This is a genomic window from Streptomyces solicavernae, from assembly GCF_029968095.1.
Taxonomy (GTDB): Bacteria; Actinomycetota; Actinomycetes; order Streptomycetales; family Streptomycetaceae; genus Streptomyces; species Streptomyces solicavernae.
The window spans coordinates 98387-115183 of record NZ_JASCIR010000005.1 but is presented as its reverse complement, the minus strand read 5'-3'; the positions used below and the strand labels follow the sequence as shown (position 1 = coordinate 115183).

10 protein-coding genes are annotated in these 16797 nt (G+C 71.4%); 6 read left to right on the top strand and 4 right to left on the bottom strand.

The window, feature by feature from the left end; genetic code table 11:
• Positions 1-176: 176 nt before the first annotated feature.
• The 6 genes from QIS99_RS08705 (at position 177) to QIS99_RS08680 (ending at position 11952) form a co-directional block, all read left to right on the top strand.
• Positions 177-812: a hypothetical protein gene (locus QIS99_RS08705; RefSeq protein WP_282512100.1), complete on the top strand. Its 636-nt coding sequence runs from the start codon at positions 177-179 to the stop codon at positions 810-812.
• A 76-nt stretch (positions 813-888) separates the two neighbouring features.
• Complete coding sequence (locus QIS99_RS08700) at positions 889-2907, top strand: SPFH domain-containing protein (protein ID WP_282512099.1); 2019 nt, start codon at positions 889-891, stop codon at positions 2905-2907.
• Between the two features lie 126 nt (positions 2908-3033).
• Positions 3034-7962 (top strand): DNA repair ATPase, encoded by a 4929-nt coding sequence (locus QIS99_RS08695; protein WP_282512098.1) that lies wholly within the window; start codon positions 3034-3036, stop codon positions 7960-7962.
• 52 nt (positions 7963-8014) lie between these two features.
• Positions 8015-9079: a PucR family transcriptional regulator gene (locus QIS99_RS08690; protein ID WP_282512097.1), complete on the top strand. Its 1065-nt coding sequence runs from the start codon at positions 8015-8017 to the stop codon at positions 9077-9079.
• Positions 9080-9491: 412 nt separating this feature from the next.
• Positions 9492-11120: an L-glutamate gamma-semialdehyde dehydrogenase gene (pruA, locus tag QIS99_RS08685; protein WP_282512096.1), complete on the top strand. Its 1629-nt coding sequence runs from the start codon at positions 9492-9494 to the stop codon at positions 11118-11120.
• Positions 11121-11487: 367 nt separating this feature from the next.
• The gene (locus tag QIS99_RS08680; protein WP_282512095.1) at positions 11488-11952 is read left to right on the top strand and encodes a subtilase-type protease inhibitor; all 465 of its coding nucleotides are present in this window, start codon (positions 11488-11490) and stop codon (positions 11950-11952) included.
• A 158-nt stretch (positions 11953-12110) separates the two neighbouring features.
• On the opposite strand, the gene QIS99_RS08675 is transcribed toward QIS99_RS08680, so the two are convergent.
• The 4 genes from QIS99_RS08675 to QIS99_RS08660 all read right to left on the bottom strand — a co-directional run bounded on the left by QIS99_RS08675 (position 12111) and on the right by QIS99_RS08660 (position 16719).
• Positions 12111-13046, bottom strand: a complete 936-nt coding sequence (locus QIS99_RS08675) for a 3-hydroxybutyryl-CoA dehydrogenase (RefSeq protein WP_282512094.1) — start codon at positions 13044-13046, stop codon at positions 12111-12113.
• A gap of 29 nt (positions 13047-13075) precedes the next feature.
• Positions 13076-14575 (bottom strand): purine-cytosine permease family protein, encoded by a 1500-nt coding sequence (locus QIS99_RS08670; protein WP_282512093.1) that lies wholly within the window; start codon positions 14573-14575, stop codon positions 13076-13078.
• A 141-nt stretch (positions 14576-14716) separates the two neighbouring features.
• The gene (locus QIS99_RS08665) at positions 14717-15472 is read right to left on the bottom strand and encodes an enoyl-CoA hydratase/isomerase family protein (RefSeq protein WP_282512092.1); all 756 of its coding nucleotides are present in this window, start codon (positions 15470-15472) and stop codon (positions 14717-14719) included.
• Positions 15473-15549: 77 nt separating this feature from the next.
• Entirely contained in the window at positions 15550-16719 is a 1170-nt protein-coding gene (locus tag QIS99_RS08660) for an acyl-CoA dehydrogenase family protein (RefSeq protein ID WP_282512091.1), read from the bottom strand.
• Positions 16720-16797 lie beyond the last annotated feature (78 nt).

Below are 16797 nucleotides of genomic sequence, written 5' to 3'. Positions count from 1 at the left end.
ATCCGGCATCAACAGCGCGTAAAGACTGCCGGGTTCCGGCAATGCGGTGGGCGTATGGGGCGCGTCAAGATGGCTGTGGGCGGAAACGGGGGAGAGCCCGGGTGCCGGGTTCCCGAAGCGGATCCCGGCACCCGGACACGCTCCCGATGCAACCGAGTACACGGGGGAGGACGGGCATGGGGGAACTTCTCGGTGCGGCCGTGGGTTTTCCGGGCGTCGTCTTCAGCTCCGCCCTGTTGGTCGTCGTCGCCTTCTGGTTGCTGGTGCTGCTCGGCGGTCTCGACGCTGACGGCTTCGACGGGGACGTCGACCTCGGCGCTCTGGGGCTCGGCGGTGTGCCCGTCACGGTTGCCGCGTCGCTGGTGATCGTGGTCGGCTGGCTCACCGGCGTGACCGGGTCGGTGCTCGCCGGGCGGGCCGCACTGGGCGGATTCGCCCATATCGCCGCCGATGCCGTGGTGTTGCTGCTGTCCCTCGCCGTCGCCTGGTGCGCGGCACGGGCCCTCGTGCGGCCGATGGCCAAGTTGTTCCCCGACGAACCCGGCCCGTCCCGGCAGGACTTCGTCGGGGCGCTCTGCACCATCCGCACGGGGCGGGTGGACGCGGAGTTCGGCCAGGCCGAGGTCGCCGCGCGGGACGGGTCCACCGCGATCGTCCAGGTCCGGCAGTACGGGTCCGACGCGCTGTCGGGCGGCAGTACGGGTCTGCTGTACGCCTACGACGACACCGGCGAGTTCTTCTGGGTGGCGGCCCATGACGCGGAGCTCGGTTCCGCGCCGCTGGATCGAGCCCCGCGCATCCGCAGGCCCTGAGCACGCACACCCGCTCCCATACGTCGCTTCACGGCTGCTCGCCGTCTCAACTTCTCACCGCTCCAAAGGACTTCACATGGATGCCATCACCCTGGGCATCGGCGTGTCCGTCGCCGTTGTCCTGCTCGTAGTCGTCGCCGTCCTGCTCGTGGTCACACGGCTCTTCCGCAAGGTCGAGCAGGGCAAGGCGCTGATCGTCTCCAAGATGCGCAAGGTCGATGTGACCTTCACCGGGCAGGTCGTCCTGCCCGTCCTGCACAAGGCCGAGGTCATGGACATCTCGGTGAAGACCATCGACATCGTCCGCACCGGCCGGGACGGCCTGATCTGCCAGGACAACATCCGCGCAGACATCCGCATCTCGTTCTTCGTACGGGTCAACAAGACCGTGGAGGACGTGATCCGGGTGGCCCAGGCCATCGGCACGGCCCGGGCCAGCGACCAGAACACGCTGCAGGAGCTGTTCAACGCCAAGTTCTCCGAGGCGCTCAAGACGGTCGGCAAGCAGATGGACTTCGCCGACCTCTACACCAAGCGCGACGAACTCCGGGACCGCATCATCCAGTTGATCGGCACCGACCTCAACGGCTACAGCCTGGAGGACGCGGCGATCGACTACCTGGAGCAGACGCCGCTGAGCCAGCTCGACCCGTCCAACGTCCTCGACGCCCAGGGTATCCGGAAGATCACCGAGCTCACGGCCGTGGAGCACGTGCGCACCAACGAGTTCACGCGGCACGAGGAGAAGGAGATCACCCGGCAGAACGTCGACGCCCGCGAGGCGATTCTGGAGCTGGAGCGCCGGCAGGCGGACGCCGAGATCAAGCAGAAGCGCGAGGTCGACACCGTACGGGCGCGTGAGGAGGCCGAGACCGCGCGAGTGGTGGAGGAGGAGCGGCTGCGGGCGCAGGGAGCGTTCCTCGCGACCGAGGAGAAGCTCGGCGTGCAGCGCGAGAACCAGGCCCGCGAGGTTGCCGTCGCGCAGAAGAACCGCGAGCGGGTCATCGCCGTCGAGAGCGAGCGCATCGAGAAGGACCGCCTCCTCGAAGTCATCGCCCGCGACCGGGAGACCGAACTGACCCGGATCGCCGCCCAGAAGGAGGTCGAGGCGGAGAAGCGGGAGATCGCCGACGTCATCCGGGAGCGCGTGGCCGTGGACCGTACGGTCGCCGAGCAGGAGGAGTCGATTCTGAAGCTGCGGGCCGTCGAGGAGGCGGAGCGGCAGCGGCAGGCCGTGATCATCGCCGCCGAGGCGCAGGCGCAGGAGGGTCTGGTCAAGAGCATCAAGGCGGCGGAGGCCGCCGAGCAGGCCGCCACCCACCGTGCCGCGGAGGAACTCACCCTGGCCGAGGCCCGGTTGAAGGCATCCGACCTGGACGCCCAGGCCAAGCTGCGGATGGCCGAAGGCGTCCAGGCGGAGTGCGCGGCCGAGGGCCTCGCGGCCGTGCAGGTCCGGGAGAAGGACGCCGACGCGATCGAGAAGGCGGGCCGCGCCGAGGCGCAGGCCATCGAGGCGCGGATGCGCGCGGAGGCCGAGGGCGTCGAGGCCAAGCTGAAGGCGGAGGCCGCGGGCCTGACGGAGAAGGCGGCTGCGATGGCCGCGCTCGATGAGGCGTCCCGTACGCACGAGGAGTACCGGCTGCGTCTGGAAGCCGAGAAGGACATCCGCATCGCCGGTATCGACGTGCAGCGGCAGGTCGCCGAGGCACAGGCCACGGTGCTGGCCACCGGCCTGGAGAACGCCGACATCAGCATCGTCGGGGGCGAGTCCGTCTTCTTCGACCGGCTTGTGTCGTCGATCGCGCTCGGCAAGGGAGTCGACGCCTTCGTCCAGAACTCCGACACCGCCCAGACCCTCGCGGGACCGTGGCTGGACGGCACCGCGAGCTTCACCGACGACCTGGCCAAGGTACTCGGCTCGGTCTCCACGGCCGACGTGCAGAACCTCACGGTGTCCGCACTGCTGATGAAGCTCATGAAGGGCGGGCAGACGGGGCCCGTACGTGAGCTCCTTGACAAAGCAGGCCAGTTGGGCATCGCCGACATGCCGATCGTCGAGCTGAACGGCGCCCGCAAGAGCACGCCCGCGGGCTGACCCGGTCCGGCCGGGGCTGCTGCACGGGGGGCAGCGGCCCCGGCCCCGTACGCCCCGCCGCGCCCCCCCACGGACGTACGCGCCATGCGACACCACAAGGCACCACACGGAAGGACGCCGGACACCATGGAGACCAGGAGCGGAACCGCGCCCGGAACCGAGGCCGGGCCCGGGCCCGAGGCCGGAACCGAGCCCGGGACCGGGCCTGGAGTCGAGGCCGGGTTGGACGCGGGAACGTATGAGGTGCTGCGTGCCCGGTTGGCCAAGGAAGCACGGCAGTTGGCCGACCGAGCCTCCGCCCTCAACGAACAGCGCGTGGCGGCCTTCGGCTCCACGGAACTGGCCCTCGCCGACACCAGGAGCCTGCGCACTGACTGCCCGTGCACCCCGCGCGACGTCGTCGCCATCGGCGACACCCTGCTCCTCGGCAGCGACCGCGCTCCCGGAGCGGAGTCGACGTCGCAGACCACGGTCGCCGACGTCTTCGCCCTCCTCGACCGGGACCTGAACCGGCAGCCCGACGACACCGTCCCCGGGCTCCTTGACGACCTCGGCTTCGTCCGCGAGTTCGACGCCCTGTTCCGCTACTACCGCCAGGCCCGACTGCTGCGGCTCCGGCACGTCGACGGCAAGCTGCTCGCCGTCTTCCAGACCGGCGAACGGGCCGAGGACATCCGGGTGCTGCGCTGGGCCCTCGCCGCCGACGGACGCGCCGAGTTCCTGGACGCACGCGGCGACCGGGACCACGCCGCACCCCCGGCCCACGACTTCACGTGGACGGCCGCGACCCGCGACGACCATGTACAGGGCCGGCACCCGCACGTCTCCGTCGGCGGCGAAGTGTTCGTCTCGACGGTCGGCGGACAGCTCACCGTCAAAGTGGAGGACGACACCGAGACCGGCCGAGGCATCCACGCGGAGCCGGTGCAGGAGCCCCTGCAGTCCCTCGCGGACGCCGACGTGGAGCACGCGCGCGTGGGCCCGCTGATCCTGCTGCGCGTCCGGCCGTACAAGGAGACCGCCTCGCGGCACCTGGTCTTCCACACCTTGACTCAGGCTGTGATCCGGCTTGACGGCATCGGGCAGGCGTGCCGACGGCTGCCCGAGGACCAGGGCATCGTCTTCCCCGGCGGCTACTGCCTCGCGAGCGGCGCGTACAAGACCTTCGACGGTACGGACACCGACGGCCTGGAGTTCGAGCGCACGGTGCGCTCACCCAACGGCGAGGACGTCCTCTACGCCTTCCGCGCCCGCGAGGACGGCCGCAGCCTGCTCCTGCCGTACAACCTGATCCGCAAGGAGATCGCCAACCCGCTGCCCTGCCACGGGTACGCGCTCCTCGACGACGGCACGCTGAGCGTGCTGCGGACCGGGGCCGCTGAGCCCGCGCGGGTGCACCCCGTGCAGATCTGGCGGTCCCCGTTCGTCGCCGACACCCACGCCGACACCCACGCCGCGGCCCGGACGGCCGACGACGGCCCGCCGGCCCGCATCGGCAACGCCGACCTGGTGCGCGGCATCTCCGACTGCCTGTCCGTCGCCCGCGCCGTCACCGGGACCACTCCCACCACCGGTGTCTACGAAGCGCTGCTCGCGTCCTGCGTCCGCACGGCCGACTCCCACCACTGGCTGGGCGAGGACGAAGTCGGCGACCTGCGCACCCCGTTGGAAGCCGTGCGCGCCACCGCCGAGCAGGTCCTGGCCGAGTTCGCGACCGTCCAGGCCCTCACCCGGCAGGCCGCGGACGCCCTGGAGGAGTCGGCCGCACGCATCACCGCCCTCGTACGGCGCATCCGCGGCGAGTCCCCGCACGAGGCCACCGAATGGATCGACCGTCTGACCGAACTCCGCTTCGCGCAGGGGCAGTTGCTGACGCTGAAGGATCTGCGGTACGCGGACACCGACCGCATCGACGCACTCGCCGCCGACCTCGCGGACGACCTCGCGTCGGCCGGGCGGCGCGCCGTCGCCTTCCTGCAGCGCCCCGACGCGTTCGCCGCCCACCACGCCGACGTGGCACAGCTGGCCGCCGACACGGAGGCGATCACCACCGCCGCCGAGGCCGAATCCCTCGCCGACCGGCTGCGGCAGCTCACCGAGCGGCTGCAGACCGTCACCGAGGTCGTCGCGGGGCTCGACGTCGGCGACGCGACCGTCCGTACCGCCGTCCTGGAGCGGATCGCCGAGGTCCTCGCGGACGTGAACCGGGCCCGTGCCGGACTGGACGCGCGACGGCGTGAACTCACGATGCACGAGGACCGGGCCGAATTCGCGGCGGAACTCGCCCTGCTCAGCCAGGCCGTCACCGGCGCGCTCGCCGCCGCGACCACGCCGGAGAGCTGCGACGAACAGCTGGCCCGCCTCCTGCTCCAACTGGAGAACCTGGACGCCAGGTTCGCCGAATCGGACGCGTTCCTCGGCGAGATCGACACCAGGCGTACCGAGCTGTACGAGGCGCTCGCCGCCCGCAAGCAGTCGCTCGCCGACACCCGCGCCCGGCACGCCGAACGCCTGGCGACCTCAGCGGGCCGTGTCCTGGACACCGTCACCCGACGCCTCGCCGGCCTCGCCTCCGTCGACGAGATCAACACCTACTTCGCCTCCGACCCGATGGTCGGCAAGGTCCGCCGCACCGTCGACGAACTCCGCGAACTCGGCGACCAGGTACGGGCGGAGGAACTGGAGGCCCGCATCGGCGCGGCCCGCCAGGAGGCCGCCCGCTCCCTGCGCGACCGCACCGAGCTGTACGCCGACGGCGGTGACACGCTCCGGCTCGGCCGCCACCGGTTCGCCGTGAACACCCAGCCCCTCGACCTCACCATCGTCCCGCACGGCGACGGCATGGCCTTCGCCCTGACGGGCACCGACTACCGCGCACCCATCACCGACCCGGCCTTCGCCGAGCTGCGCCCCTACTGGAACCAGCCCCTGCCCTCCGAGAACCCGCAGGTCTACCGCGGAGAACACCTCGCCGCCCGCCTCCTGGACGAACACGGCGCCGAGGCCCTGCTCGCCGTGGACGACCTGCCCGCCTTCGTGCGGGCGGCTGCCGAGACCGCGTACGACGAGGGGTACGAACGCGGTGTCCACGACCACGACGCGACGCTCGTCCTGCGCGCGCTGCTGCGCCTGCACGGTGACGCCGGACTGCTGCGGTACACCCCGCGCGCCCGCGCCGCCGCCCAGTTCCACTGGGCGCACGACACCACGGCGGACGAGCGCGCGCTCATCACCCGCCGCGCCGTGTCCCTGGCCCGCGCCCGCGACACCTTCGGACTCGCCCCCGCCATCGACGACTTCCGCGCCGAACTCGCCGCCAGGACCGGCGACGGGGACGCCGCCGCGTACCTCTTCGACGAGCTCACCACCGGACCCGAAGGCTTCGTCACCTCCACGGCGAGCCGCACGCTCCTCGACAAGTTCCGTCACGCCACGGACAGTTCGGCCTACGAGGACGATCTCGACGCCGTCACGGCCCCGCATGCCCGACGCCAGCTTGCCGAAGCCTGGCTGAGCTCCTACCTGACGGCCACGGGGGAGAGCGGCGACCTGGACGAGGCGGTCGCCGTCGAGCTCTGCCGCGACCTGCCGCGCTACGACAGCGCCGCACCGCTGACCGCGACCGTCGACGGGCTCCTCGGCGCCCACCCGCGCATCGAGGGCCGCGCCCTCACCGCACGCATCGACGAACTCCTCGACCGCACCCGACGGTTCCGCACCGCCACCGTCCCCGGCTTCCGCGCCTACCAGTCCCTCCGGACGGACCTCGCAGCCGCCGAACGGGCCCGGCTGCGCCTCGACGAATACCGCCCCAAGGTCATGTCCGCCTTCGTCCGCAACCGGCTCATCGACGAGGTCTACCTGCCCCTGATCGGCGACAGCCTCAGCAAGCAACTGGGGTCCGCGGGCGGCCTGTTGCTCCTGGTCTCCCCGCCCGGCTACGGCAAGACGACCCTCATGGAGTACGTCGCCGACCGGCTCGGCATGATCCTGGTGAAGGTCAGCGGCCCCTCCCTCGGGCACGACGTCACCTCGCTCGACCCGGCCGAGGCCCCGAACGCCACCTCACGCCTGGAGATCGACAAGGTCAACTTCGCCCTGGAGGCGGGCAACAACGTCCTGCTGTACCTCGACGACATCCAGCACACCTCGCCGGAACTCCTGCAGAAGTTCATCTCGCTCTGCGACGCCCAACGCCGCATGGAAGGCGTCTGGAACGGCGCCTCACGCACGTACGACCTGCGCGGCAAACGCTTCGCCGTCTGCATGGCAGGCAACCCCTACACCGAGTCCGGCGCCCGTTTCCGCATCCCCGACATGCTCGCCAACCGCGCCGACGTGTGGAACCTCGGCGAGGTCCTGACGGGCAAGGAGGACGCGTGCGCAAGCAGCTTCGTCGAGAACGCCCTGACCGCCAACCCCGTCCTCGCCCCGCTCGCCGGACGCGACCGCGCCGACCTGGACCTGCTGCTCCGCCTTGCCGATGGCGACCCCACGGCGCGCCGCGACCAGTTGGGTCATCCGTACGCGCACGCCGAGCTCGACCGCATCGTCGCCGTACTGCGTCACCTGCTCACCGCACGGGCGACGGTCCTCGCGGTCAACGCCGCCTACATCGCCTCGGCGGCACAGTCCGACGAGTCCCGGACCGAACCGCCCTTCCGGCTCCAGGGCTCGTACCGCGACATGAACAAGATCGCGGCACGTATCGACCCGGTGATGAACGACGCCGAGCTCGCCGCCCTCATCGACGACCACTACACCGCCGAGGCCCAGACCCTGACCACCGGCGCAGAGGGCAACCTGCTCAAGCTCGCCGAGCTCCGCTCCACGCTCACCCCGCAGGGAGCGGCACGCTGGGCCGAGATCAAGGCGGCCCATGTCCGCGCGGCCCGTCTCGGCGGCCGTGGCGACGATCCGGTCACCCACGCGGTGGCCGCGCTCGACCTGGTGGCCGACCGGCTCGCCGCCGTAGAGTCGGCCATCAGCCGCGCCACCGATCCGCGCAACGTCCTGGCCAACCCGTCGGGGCGGCACACCAAGGGGGCGTGTTGACCGGCGCGGCGGCACACAGGCGGTGCACGGACGGCAAGCGCGGGGGCCTCAGGTGACGAAGCAGAACACTCAGGAGCAGGGCCTCGACGGGTACTCCGAGCTCGTGTCCGAAGTCGCCCGCACCGGGCGTCGGCTGACCCGCGACGAGGTGGACTCCCGCCGCGCGGTGGGAGAGGCCGCCGCCGCGGCAGGGCAGAGCCTGCGCTCCGCCATCCGCGACCACGTCGTGAAGATGCGCGCCGCATGGCCGCGTACGGAGGCGTGGGACTCGGCGGACCGGGCGCTGGCGGCGGTGGAACAGGTCGTCGACGCACTGGCCGAAGGCTACGAACGGGCGCAGCGCCTTGCCGTTCGCGAGGAGGAGTCCTTCCGCCGCGAGTTCATCGACGACCTGCTCCACGGCCGCAGCTCGCTCGGCCGACTCGCCGAGCGGGCCGAGCGATTCGGCCTCCGCCTGGCCCGCGAACACGCGGTCGCCGTCGCCCAGGGCAGCCGGGCGTACAGCGAGACCGACCCAGTGGCCCGTCGGGTGGACGACGCCATGCACGGCCGGTTCGGAGAGCGCAGCATCCTGTTGACGACCAAGGAAGGCCGCCTCATCTGCATCGCGCCGGGCGACGACAAGGACGTGCTGGTCCACTTCGCCAAGCAGGCGCACGCCGCAACCGACGGCGGGCAGGTGGCCATCGGCCGCCAGCACGCGGGCGCGGGAGGCGTCGTGCAGTCCTATGAGGAGGCGCTGAGCACCCTCGATCTGGCCGCACGCATGGGGCTCGACGCACCGGTCCTGCACTCCGCGGACCAGCTGGTCTACCCCGTGCTCACCCGTGACCGCCAGGCCATGGCCGACCTGGTGACCAGCGCCCTGGGACCGCTGCGCGAAGCGCGCGGCGGAGCGGGGCCGCTCCTCGACACGCTGACGGCGTACTTCGACGCCGGCTGCGTGGCGGCCCAGGCGGCGCGCAGCCTCTCGCTGAGCGTGCGCGCGCTGACCTACCGCCTGGAGCGCATCCACCACCTCACCGGCACCAACCCCGCCGACCCACTGCACCGCTACACCCTGCAGACCGCGGTCATCGGCGCCCGACTCCTGGACTGGCCGAGGAGCGAGTTGTGAGGGGAGAAGTCCGAACTGCTGCGTACGGAGCCGAGGTTCGACGCGGTCATTGAACGGCGGTGATCGAGCTGCAAGCCGTCGTTGACGTTGCCCGGGGCGACGATGACGGCAAGAGGCCGACCCCGCGCCGTACGCGGAGTGTCCCCGTGCTCGGCGAGCCCCTGTGCACCATTTCGCAGGGTACGTCGCCGGGGTGCCGGGGTGCCGGGGTGGCGGGGTGCCGGGGCGCCGAGTCGACGGACGCCGGTCTCGACGAGCCACCGGCGTGGTTGGCCAGGGGCTGCCATGCTGGTCCTGACAGGTGCGGACCGTCGAGCGGCTCGCCACTGCCGACGTGCTCCCCTCAGCCTCGGCCACCGCGATGACCGAGGCGATCGGGCGCTCCCGGACGACCGTCCCAAGGAGGACCCTCATGGATGCCATCACTTCGGTACCGGAGCCTCACAACGAGCCCATCAAGGGATACGCGCCCGGCTCGGCGGAGCGGGAGTCGCTGCAGGAGCGGATCGCGCAGCTGAAGTCCGAGCGCATCGACCTCACGCAGACCATCGGCGGCGTGCAGCGGCGCGGCGAAGGCGAGCGGTTCGACGTGGTGCAGCCGCACGACCACCGTCACGTCCTCGGCACCGCGGCCCAGGCCACCTCCCGGGACGTGGCCGATGCCGTGCAGGCGGCCAAGGACGCCGCCCCCGACTGGGCCGCCATGTCGTTCGACGACCGCGCCGCGATCCTGCTCCGCGCCGCCGACCTGCTCTCCGGGCCGTGGCGGGACACCATCAACGCCGCCACCATCCTGGGCCAGTCCAAGTCGGTGCAGCAGGCCGAGATCGACGCCGCCTGCGAACTCATCGACTTCCTGCGGTTCAACGTGCACTACGCGCGGCAGATCATGGCCGAACAGCCGCGCTCGGTTCCCGGTGAGTGGAACCGTATGGACTACCGCCCCCTGGACGGCTTCGTCACCGCGATCACCCCGTTCAACTTCACCGCCATCGCGGGCAACCTGCCCACCGCCCCCGCACTGATGGGCAACACGGTGGTGTGGAAGCCGACCCCCTCGCAACAGCTCGCCGCGCACTTCACGATGCGGCTCCTTGAGGCGGCCGGGCTGCCCGACGGCGTGATCAACCTCGTCACCGGCGACGGCCGGGCCGTCAGTGAGGTGGCGCTCGCCGACCCGGGCTTCGGCGGGCTGCACTTCACCGGCTCCACCGCCACGTTCAAGAAGCTGTGGCGCACCATCGGCGACAACCTCGACCGCTACCGCAGCTACCCGCGCATCGTCGGCGAGACCGGCGGCAAGGACTTCATCGTCGTGCACCCCTCGGCCCACCCGGGACCGCTGGCCACCGCGTTCGCCCGCGGCGCCTTCGAGTACCAGGGCCAGAAGTGCTCCGCGGCGTCCCGCGCGTACGCGCCGCGCTCGCTCTGGGAGGGCGGCCTGCGGGACGAACTGGCCGACCTGACCCGCTCCATCCGGTACGGCGACGTCGCCGACTTCTCCTTCTTCGGCGGCGCCGTCATCGACGCCCGCGCCTTCGCCAAGCACAAGGCCGCCCTGGACCGCGCGGCACGCACCGGCTCCATCGAGGTGCTCGCCGGCGGCGGCTGCTCCGACTCGACCGGCTACTTCGTCGAGCCCACCGTCCTGGTGTGCGACGACCCGGCCGACGAGGTGTTCACCACCGAGTACTTCGGGCCGATCATCGCCGTGCATGTCTACGAGGACGCCAAGTACGCCGAGATCCTCGACGTGGTCGACTCCTCCAGCCCGTACGCGCTGACCGGCGCGGTGTTCGCCACGGACCGCGGCGCGATCGACCAGGCGCACCGGAAGCTGCGCGGCGCGGCCGGCAACTTCTACGTCAACGACAAGCCCACCGGCTCGATCGTGTCCCGCCAGCCCTTCGGCGGCAGCCGGGCCTCCGGCACCAACGACAAGGCCGGGTCGCTGATGAACATCCAGCGCTGGACCAGCCCGCGGGCCATCAAGGAAACCTGGAATGCCCCTGTCGGTATCGACTATCCGCACATGGGCTGAGCCCGAACTGCCGGCCCTCACCGAGCGCAGGAGCAATTTCCGGTCGTTGACGGTAACCGCTGGTTGACGAGGTTGAGACGTGAACCTCTGTCTGCCCAGGTCAGGCCGTCGTTATGCGTTAAACCACCGGGTGGCACCCGCATGCTGGGCGCGCACCCCAGGGCCTGACTCTCCGCGCTGGCCAGCGGAGTTTGCCGCTTGGTCACCGTTGACCGAACAGAGCCGTCCGGTAGTCGACGCCCCGCTTGGCGCTCACTCTCCGCACAGGCGAGACTCCTCACCGCGACGAGCACCCGCGTCGTCCGTTCGGGAAGTCCGAGAGAACTCCGCGGGAACCCCGCGGAGTTCAAGGAGAGAGGGAACCTTCATGCGCCATGTACTCGGGACGGTGGCCGCAGCCGCCACCGCCGCCGCTTGTCTGCTGACCGCGACGGCCGCACCGGCTGTGGCCCAGGACCGCTCCGACCGCCCCTCAGCACCGGCCCGGGAAAAGGGGCTCTACGCGCCGACCGACCTCGTCCTGGCCATGGGCCGGGGTGCCGACGCCACGACGGTCGCCGTGGAGCGCTCGGTCACGCTCACCTGCGCTCCGCGGCCCTCCGGCACCCACCCCGACGCGCGTGCGGCCTGCGCCGAACTGCGGGCTGCCGACGGCCGGTTCGGTGACCTGGCGCGCCCCACCACGGACGCCGTGTGTACCAAGCAGTGGGCGCCCGTGACGGTCTTCGCGACGGGGCTCTGGGAAGGCAGACGGGTCGACTGGTCGGCGACGTTCGCCAACGGCTGCACCCTGAACGCGGTCCTCGCGAAGAGCGCGGCCCTGGCGTTCTGACGTAAGGGGTCCCGTCTCCACGGCTCCCGACTCCGGCGGGCGTTCGGCTGCCCGAATGCCCGCCGGGGCGTCGAAAGACCCGAGTACTCCGTGTCGAAGCGGTACGCGAAGGACAGGAACGCCGGGCCGTGCGGTACGAGGACCGCGTGAGGTTTGCTCTACGGCCCGACCGCGCTGACACCGGACGAGGAACCGCCCCTGTTCACGCCGGTCCCGCTGGGTCCGTACCGGTAGAACCCCCGCCCCGACTTCCGCCCCAGCAACCCCGCCTCCGTCATGCGCAGCAGCAGTGGCGGCGGGGCGTACAGGGGTTCCTTGTGTTCCGCGTAGAGGGACTCGGCGATCGCGGTGACCGTGTCCAGGCCGATGAGGTCCGCGAGGGCGAGGGGGCCCAGGGGGTGGGCGCAGCCCTGCACCATGCCGTCGTCGATGTCCGTGGCGGAGGCGGTGCCGGATTCCAGCATGCGTACGGCCGCGAGGAGGTACGGGACAAGCAGCGCGTTGACCACGAAGCCCGCGCGGTCCGCCGCCAGGACCACGCGCTTGCCGAGGCGGTTCTCGGCGAAGGCGCGGGCGCGGTCCTGCGTGGCCGGGCCGGTCAGGAGGGACGGGACCAGCTCGACCAGCGGGAGCACCGGGACCGGGTTGAAGAAGTGGATGCCGATGACCCGGTCGGCGCGGGTGGTGGCCGTGCCGAGCCGCATGACGGGGATCGAGGAGGTGTTGGAGGCGAGCACCGCGTCCTCGCGCTCCACCACCTTGTCGAGCGTCGCGAACACCGAGGTCTTCACGTCCTCCCGCTCGGCCACCGCCTCGACGACCAGGTCCCGGTCGGCGAAGTCGCCCAGGTCGGTGGTGAGGTGGAGGCGGGCGAGGGCGGCGTCGGCCTCGTCCGCGGTGAGTTTGCCGCGGCCGGCGGCGCGGCGCAGCGACGTCTCGATCCGGGTGCGGGCGGCGCGGGCCGCGTCCCGGCCGGCCTCGGCGACCAGGACGTCCAGGCCCGCCCGGGCGCACACCTCCGCGATGCCCGCGCCCATCAGTCCTGCTCCTACGACGCCGATGCGTTCCACGGTGTCCGACGCTGTGTGCGCCACGGGGTTCGCTCCTTCCTTGCGGTCCACGGTCAGTTGGGGTGTACGGGGCCCGGCTCCAGGCCCTCGTCGGCCGCCTCGACCGCCGCGCGTTCGGCGTCGATGTCGAGGGAGCGGCACAGGACGAGGTACAGGACGGCCGACACGGCGAGGCCGACGAGCATCGTGACGTCGGCGCCGCGCACCCAGTGGGCGAGCGGCCCCTGCAGGTCGCCGATGACCGCGAACGGCAGCATGGCGACGAAGCCGACGCCGTACGCGGTGAGGCCGCGCCAGTTCCAACGGCCGTAGATTCCCTGGGGGTTGAAGATCTCGCGGATCGAGTAGTGGCCGCGGCGCACCACGTAGAAGTCGACCAGGTTCACGGCGGTCCACGGCGTGAACAGCATGCCGAGCACGATCAGGAAGTGCCCGAATGTGGTGAGGAAGTCGTCGTTGGAGCTGAACGCCAGGGCGGTGGAGGCCACGCCGAGGACGAGCAGCGTCACGATCCGGGACGTCAGGGTGAGCGGGATGCGCTTCACCGAGTCGACGGAGGACAGCAGGGTCAGGCTGCCGCCGTAGAAGTTGAGGGTGCCGATGGTGATGAGCGGGGCGACGGACATCAGCAGCAGCGTCACGCCGAGGCCGGGGAGCACGGTGTCACCGGCGTGGATGATCTGCTCCACGAGCCCCAGCTTCGGGAACAGCCCCGCCGCGACCGCGCCGACCAGCATCATCCACGTACCGCCGAAACCCGCGCCGAGATACGTCCACCAGAACGAGGAGCGCACGCCCACGGTCGGCGGGAGATAGCGGGAGTAGTCGGACACGTAGATCGACCAGGACAGCTGGTACACCGCCGCGTGGAACAGCTGGATCAGGAACGGGGCGAGCGCGAAGGCGCCGAGGTCCAGCTGGTCGGCGGAGAACGGCGCCACGACCAGGACACCCACGGAGAAGACGACGAGGCCCGCCGTCATCAGATACGTCAGCCAGCGCGACGCCCGGTGGATGAAGTCGTAGCCGACGATCGCCAGGACGATGGCGATCGCCGCGTACGCGATGTAGCTGACGCCCGCGGGCGTGCCGGCCAGGTGCTCCATGGTGGAGCCGACGAGCACCTGGTTGAACGCCGTGTAGCCGATGTACGTGACCAGCGCGACGATCCAGACGAGCAGCGCCCCCACGAAGCCGAACTGCGGCCGGGACTGCACCATTTGGGGCAGTCCCAGCTGCGGCCCCTGCGTGGAGTGGAACGCCATGAAGAACGTGCCGAGGGCGTTGCCGAGGACGATGGCGATCGCCGTCCAGATGAGGTTGCCGCCGAGGGCGACGCCGATCGCGCCGGTGGCGACGGTGGCCAGGTGCGCGTCGCCAGCGAACCACACCGGGAAGAGGTGCCAGACTTTTCCGTGGCGCTCGGCGAGCGGTACGTAGTCGATGGACCGGGTCTCGACGACGGGCCGCTTGCCCGTGCCCGTGGACGTGGACGTGGGTCCGGGTTCCGGTTGCTGCGGGGACTGCCCCGTGCTCGATGTGGCGACTGTCATGGGGTGGACCTCCTGGGCGGCGGACGGGCATCGGGCGGGCGGCGGACGGGCATCGGGCGGGCGTCGGACGGGCGTCGGGCGGTGCGGTGGTCGTGGTCGCGTTCGGTGGCTGGGTCCCCCTGTTGTGCGGTGCGGCGCGGCTCAGCCGGTGCGGTTGAGGGCCGCGTACGCGAGGTGTTCGAGGAGCAGCGCCGTCTCCTTCGGGGCGTCCGCCGCCGCGTCCACGACCTGCTTGGCGAGGGCGAGGGTGAGCGGCGTGTGGGCGGTGAGCTCGGCGGCGAGGGCCAGGGCGCGCTCGGTCACGGCCCCGGGGCCTTCGGCGACCTCGGTCAACAGGCCCCAGGCGTACGCCTCCTGAGCGTCGAAGCGGCGGCCGCGCAGCACCAGGTCGCGGGTGCGGGCCGGGCCGACCTCGCGTACGAGACGGGCGATGCCGCCGGAGCCGGGCAGGATGCCGAGGCCCACCTCGGGCAGGGCGAACACGGCGCCGGGTGCGGCGATCCGGAAGTCGGCGGCGAGGGCGAGTTCGAGGCCGCCGCCCATGCAGTAGCCGCTGATCGCGGCGACCGTGGGCTGCGGGAGCGCCGCGAACTCCTCGTACACCGCGCCCGACCCGCGGTAGTACGCGGCGATCGCCTGCGGCGTCATGTCGCGCAGCTCGCCCGTGTCGGCACCGGCCGAGAAGGCGCGCTCGGTGCCGGTGACGACGACGGCACGACACTCTGTGACATCACTGCTGCGCAGGGCGTCGAGGAGCGCGGCCTCCATGTGCGTGGAGAGCGCGTTGAGCTTGCGCGGGCGGTCGAGGGTGAGCAGCGCGATGTCCCGCTGTTCACCGAGGAGTCGGACGGTGACGGTGCCGTCGGTCACGGCGGGTGCGGTGGTGGTGGAAGCCATGGCGGGGCGTCTCCGGTCGTGGGACGGGGGACGCCGCCGTACGAGAAGGGCGGCGGCCCCGAGGTCGGACGGGCGGGTCAGCCGGTGGTGAAGGACAGCAGGTCGTCCAGGCCGCGCTTGGCGGTCTCGTTCGCGATGACCAGGCGCTGGACCTCGGAGGTGCCCTCCCAGATGCGGTCGACGCGCAGCTCGCGCCACAGCCGCTCGACCGCGTTCTCCCGCATGTAGCCGCGGCCGCCGAAGATCTGCAGGCAGCGGTCCACGATCCGGTTGGACGCCTCGGACGCGGCGAGCTTCGCGGTGGCCGCCTTGGCGTGCAGCGTCTTGCGGTCGCCGCCCTGGTCGAACTCCCAGGCCACCTGGTGCGTGAACGCCCGGTTGGTGGCGATCTCGGTGACCGAGTCGGCGATGTACGCCTGGATCATCTGGCGGTTGATGAGGAGGTCGCCGCCCTGCTCGCGCTCCTTGGCCCAGTCGACGGCGAGGCGCAGCGCGCGCTCCGCGGCGCCGATGGTGCGGGCCGCGATCATCAGGCGCTCCTCGGTGAACCAGTCGCGCGTCAGGTCGTAGCCCTCGCCGATCCGCCCGAGCACGGCCTCCGGTCCGACGCGGACGTCCTCGAAGACGAACTCCGGGTGCTCGTACACGAAGGTGTGGGTGTAGCGCGGGGTGCGCTTCACGGAGATGCCGGGGGTGTCCTTGTCGACGAGGAACATCGTCGGCTGGTCGTCCGGTCGCACGTAGGCGAGGACGATCAGGAAGTCCGCGACGTCGCCGACGGTGACGAACCACTTCTCGCCGTTGATGACGTACCCGTCGCCGTCCCGGGTGGCGGTCGTGGTGATCCGGGACGGGTCCGATCCCGCGTGCTCCTCGGTGATGGCGACGGCGTCGCGGCGGTTGCCGAGGATGTCCGGGACCAGATAGCGCTCCCGCTGCTCCGGGGTGCAGGCGCGCAGGCAGTTGGCGGGCCGCCAGACCGCGTCCCACAGGGCGTTGGTGAGCTTGCCGAGCTCGTCCTGGACGACGACCTGCTCCAGGACGGACAGCCCGGCGCCACCCCACTCGACGGGCATGTTGACGGCCTGCAGACCGTGCGCGAGCACCTCCTCGCGGATCGCGGCGTGGGCTTCCGGCGAGAGGCCGTTGTCGTTCTCGCAGGCGTCCTCGTACGGCATGATCTTGCCGGTGAGCGAGGCGGCGCGCTCCTTGAGCTCGGCGAGCCGGGGGGTGAGGGCGAACTCCACGGTGTCCTCCTGAGTTGAGGTTTACGGGCTTACGGGCTTACGGGCGTACGGGCGTACGGGCGTACGGATACGGGTTCG

Coding starts and splice junctions, on each gene's coding strand:
- QIS99_RS08695 (WP_282512098.1), top strand. CDS start 3,034: ATGGAGACCAGGAGCGGAACCGCGCCCGGAACCGAGGCCGGGCCCGGG.
- QIS99_RS08705 (WP_282512100.1), top strand. CDS start 177: ATGGGGGAACTTCTCGGTGCGGCCGTGGGTTTTCCGGGCGTCGTCTTC.
- pruA (WP_282512096.1), top strand. CDS start 9,492: ATGGATGCCATCACTTCGGTACCGGAGCCTCACAACGAGCCCATCAAG.
- QIS99_RS08700 (WP_282512099.1), top strand. CDS start 889: ATGGATGCCATCACCCTGGGCATCGGCGTGTCCGTCGCCGTTGTCCTG.
- QIS99_RS08670 (WP_282512093.1), bottom strand. CDS start 14,575: ATGACAGTCGCCACATCGAGCACGGGGCAGTCCCCGCAGCAACCGGAA.
- QIS99_RS08665 (WP_282512092.1), bottom strand. CDS start 15,472: ATGGCTTCCACCACCACCGCACCCGCCGTGACCGACGGCACCGTCACC.
- QIS99_RS08680 (WP_282512095.1), top strand. CDS start 11,488: ATGCGCCATGTACTCGGGACGGTGGCCGCAGCCGCCACCGCCGCCGCT.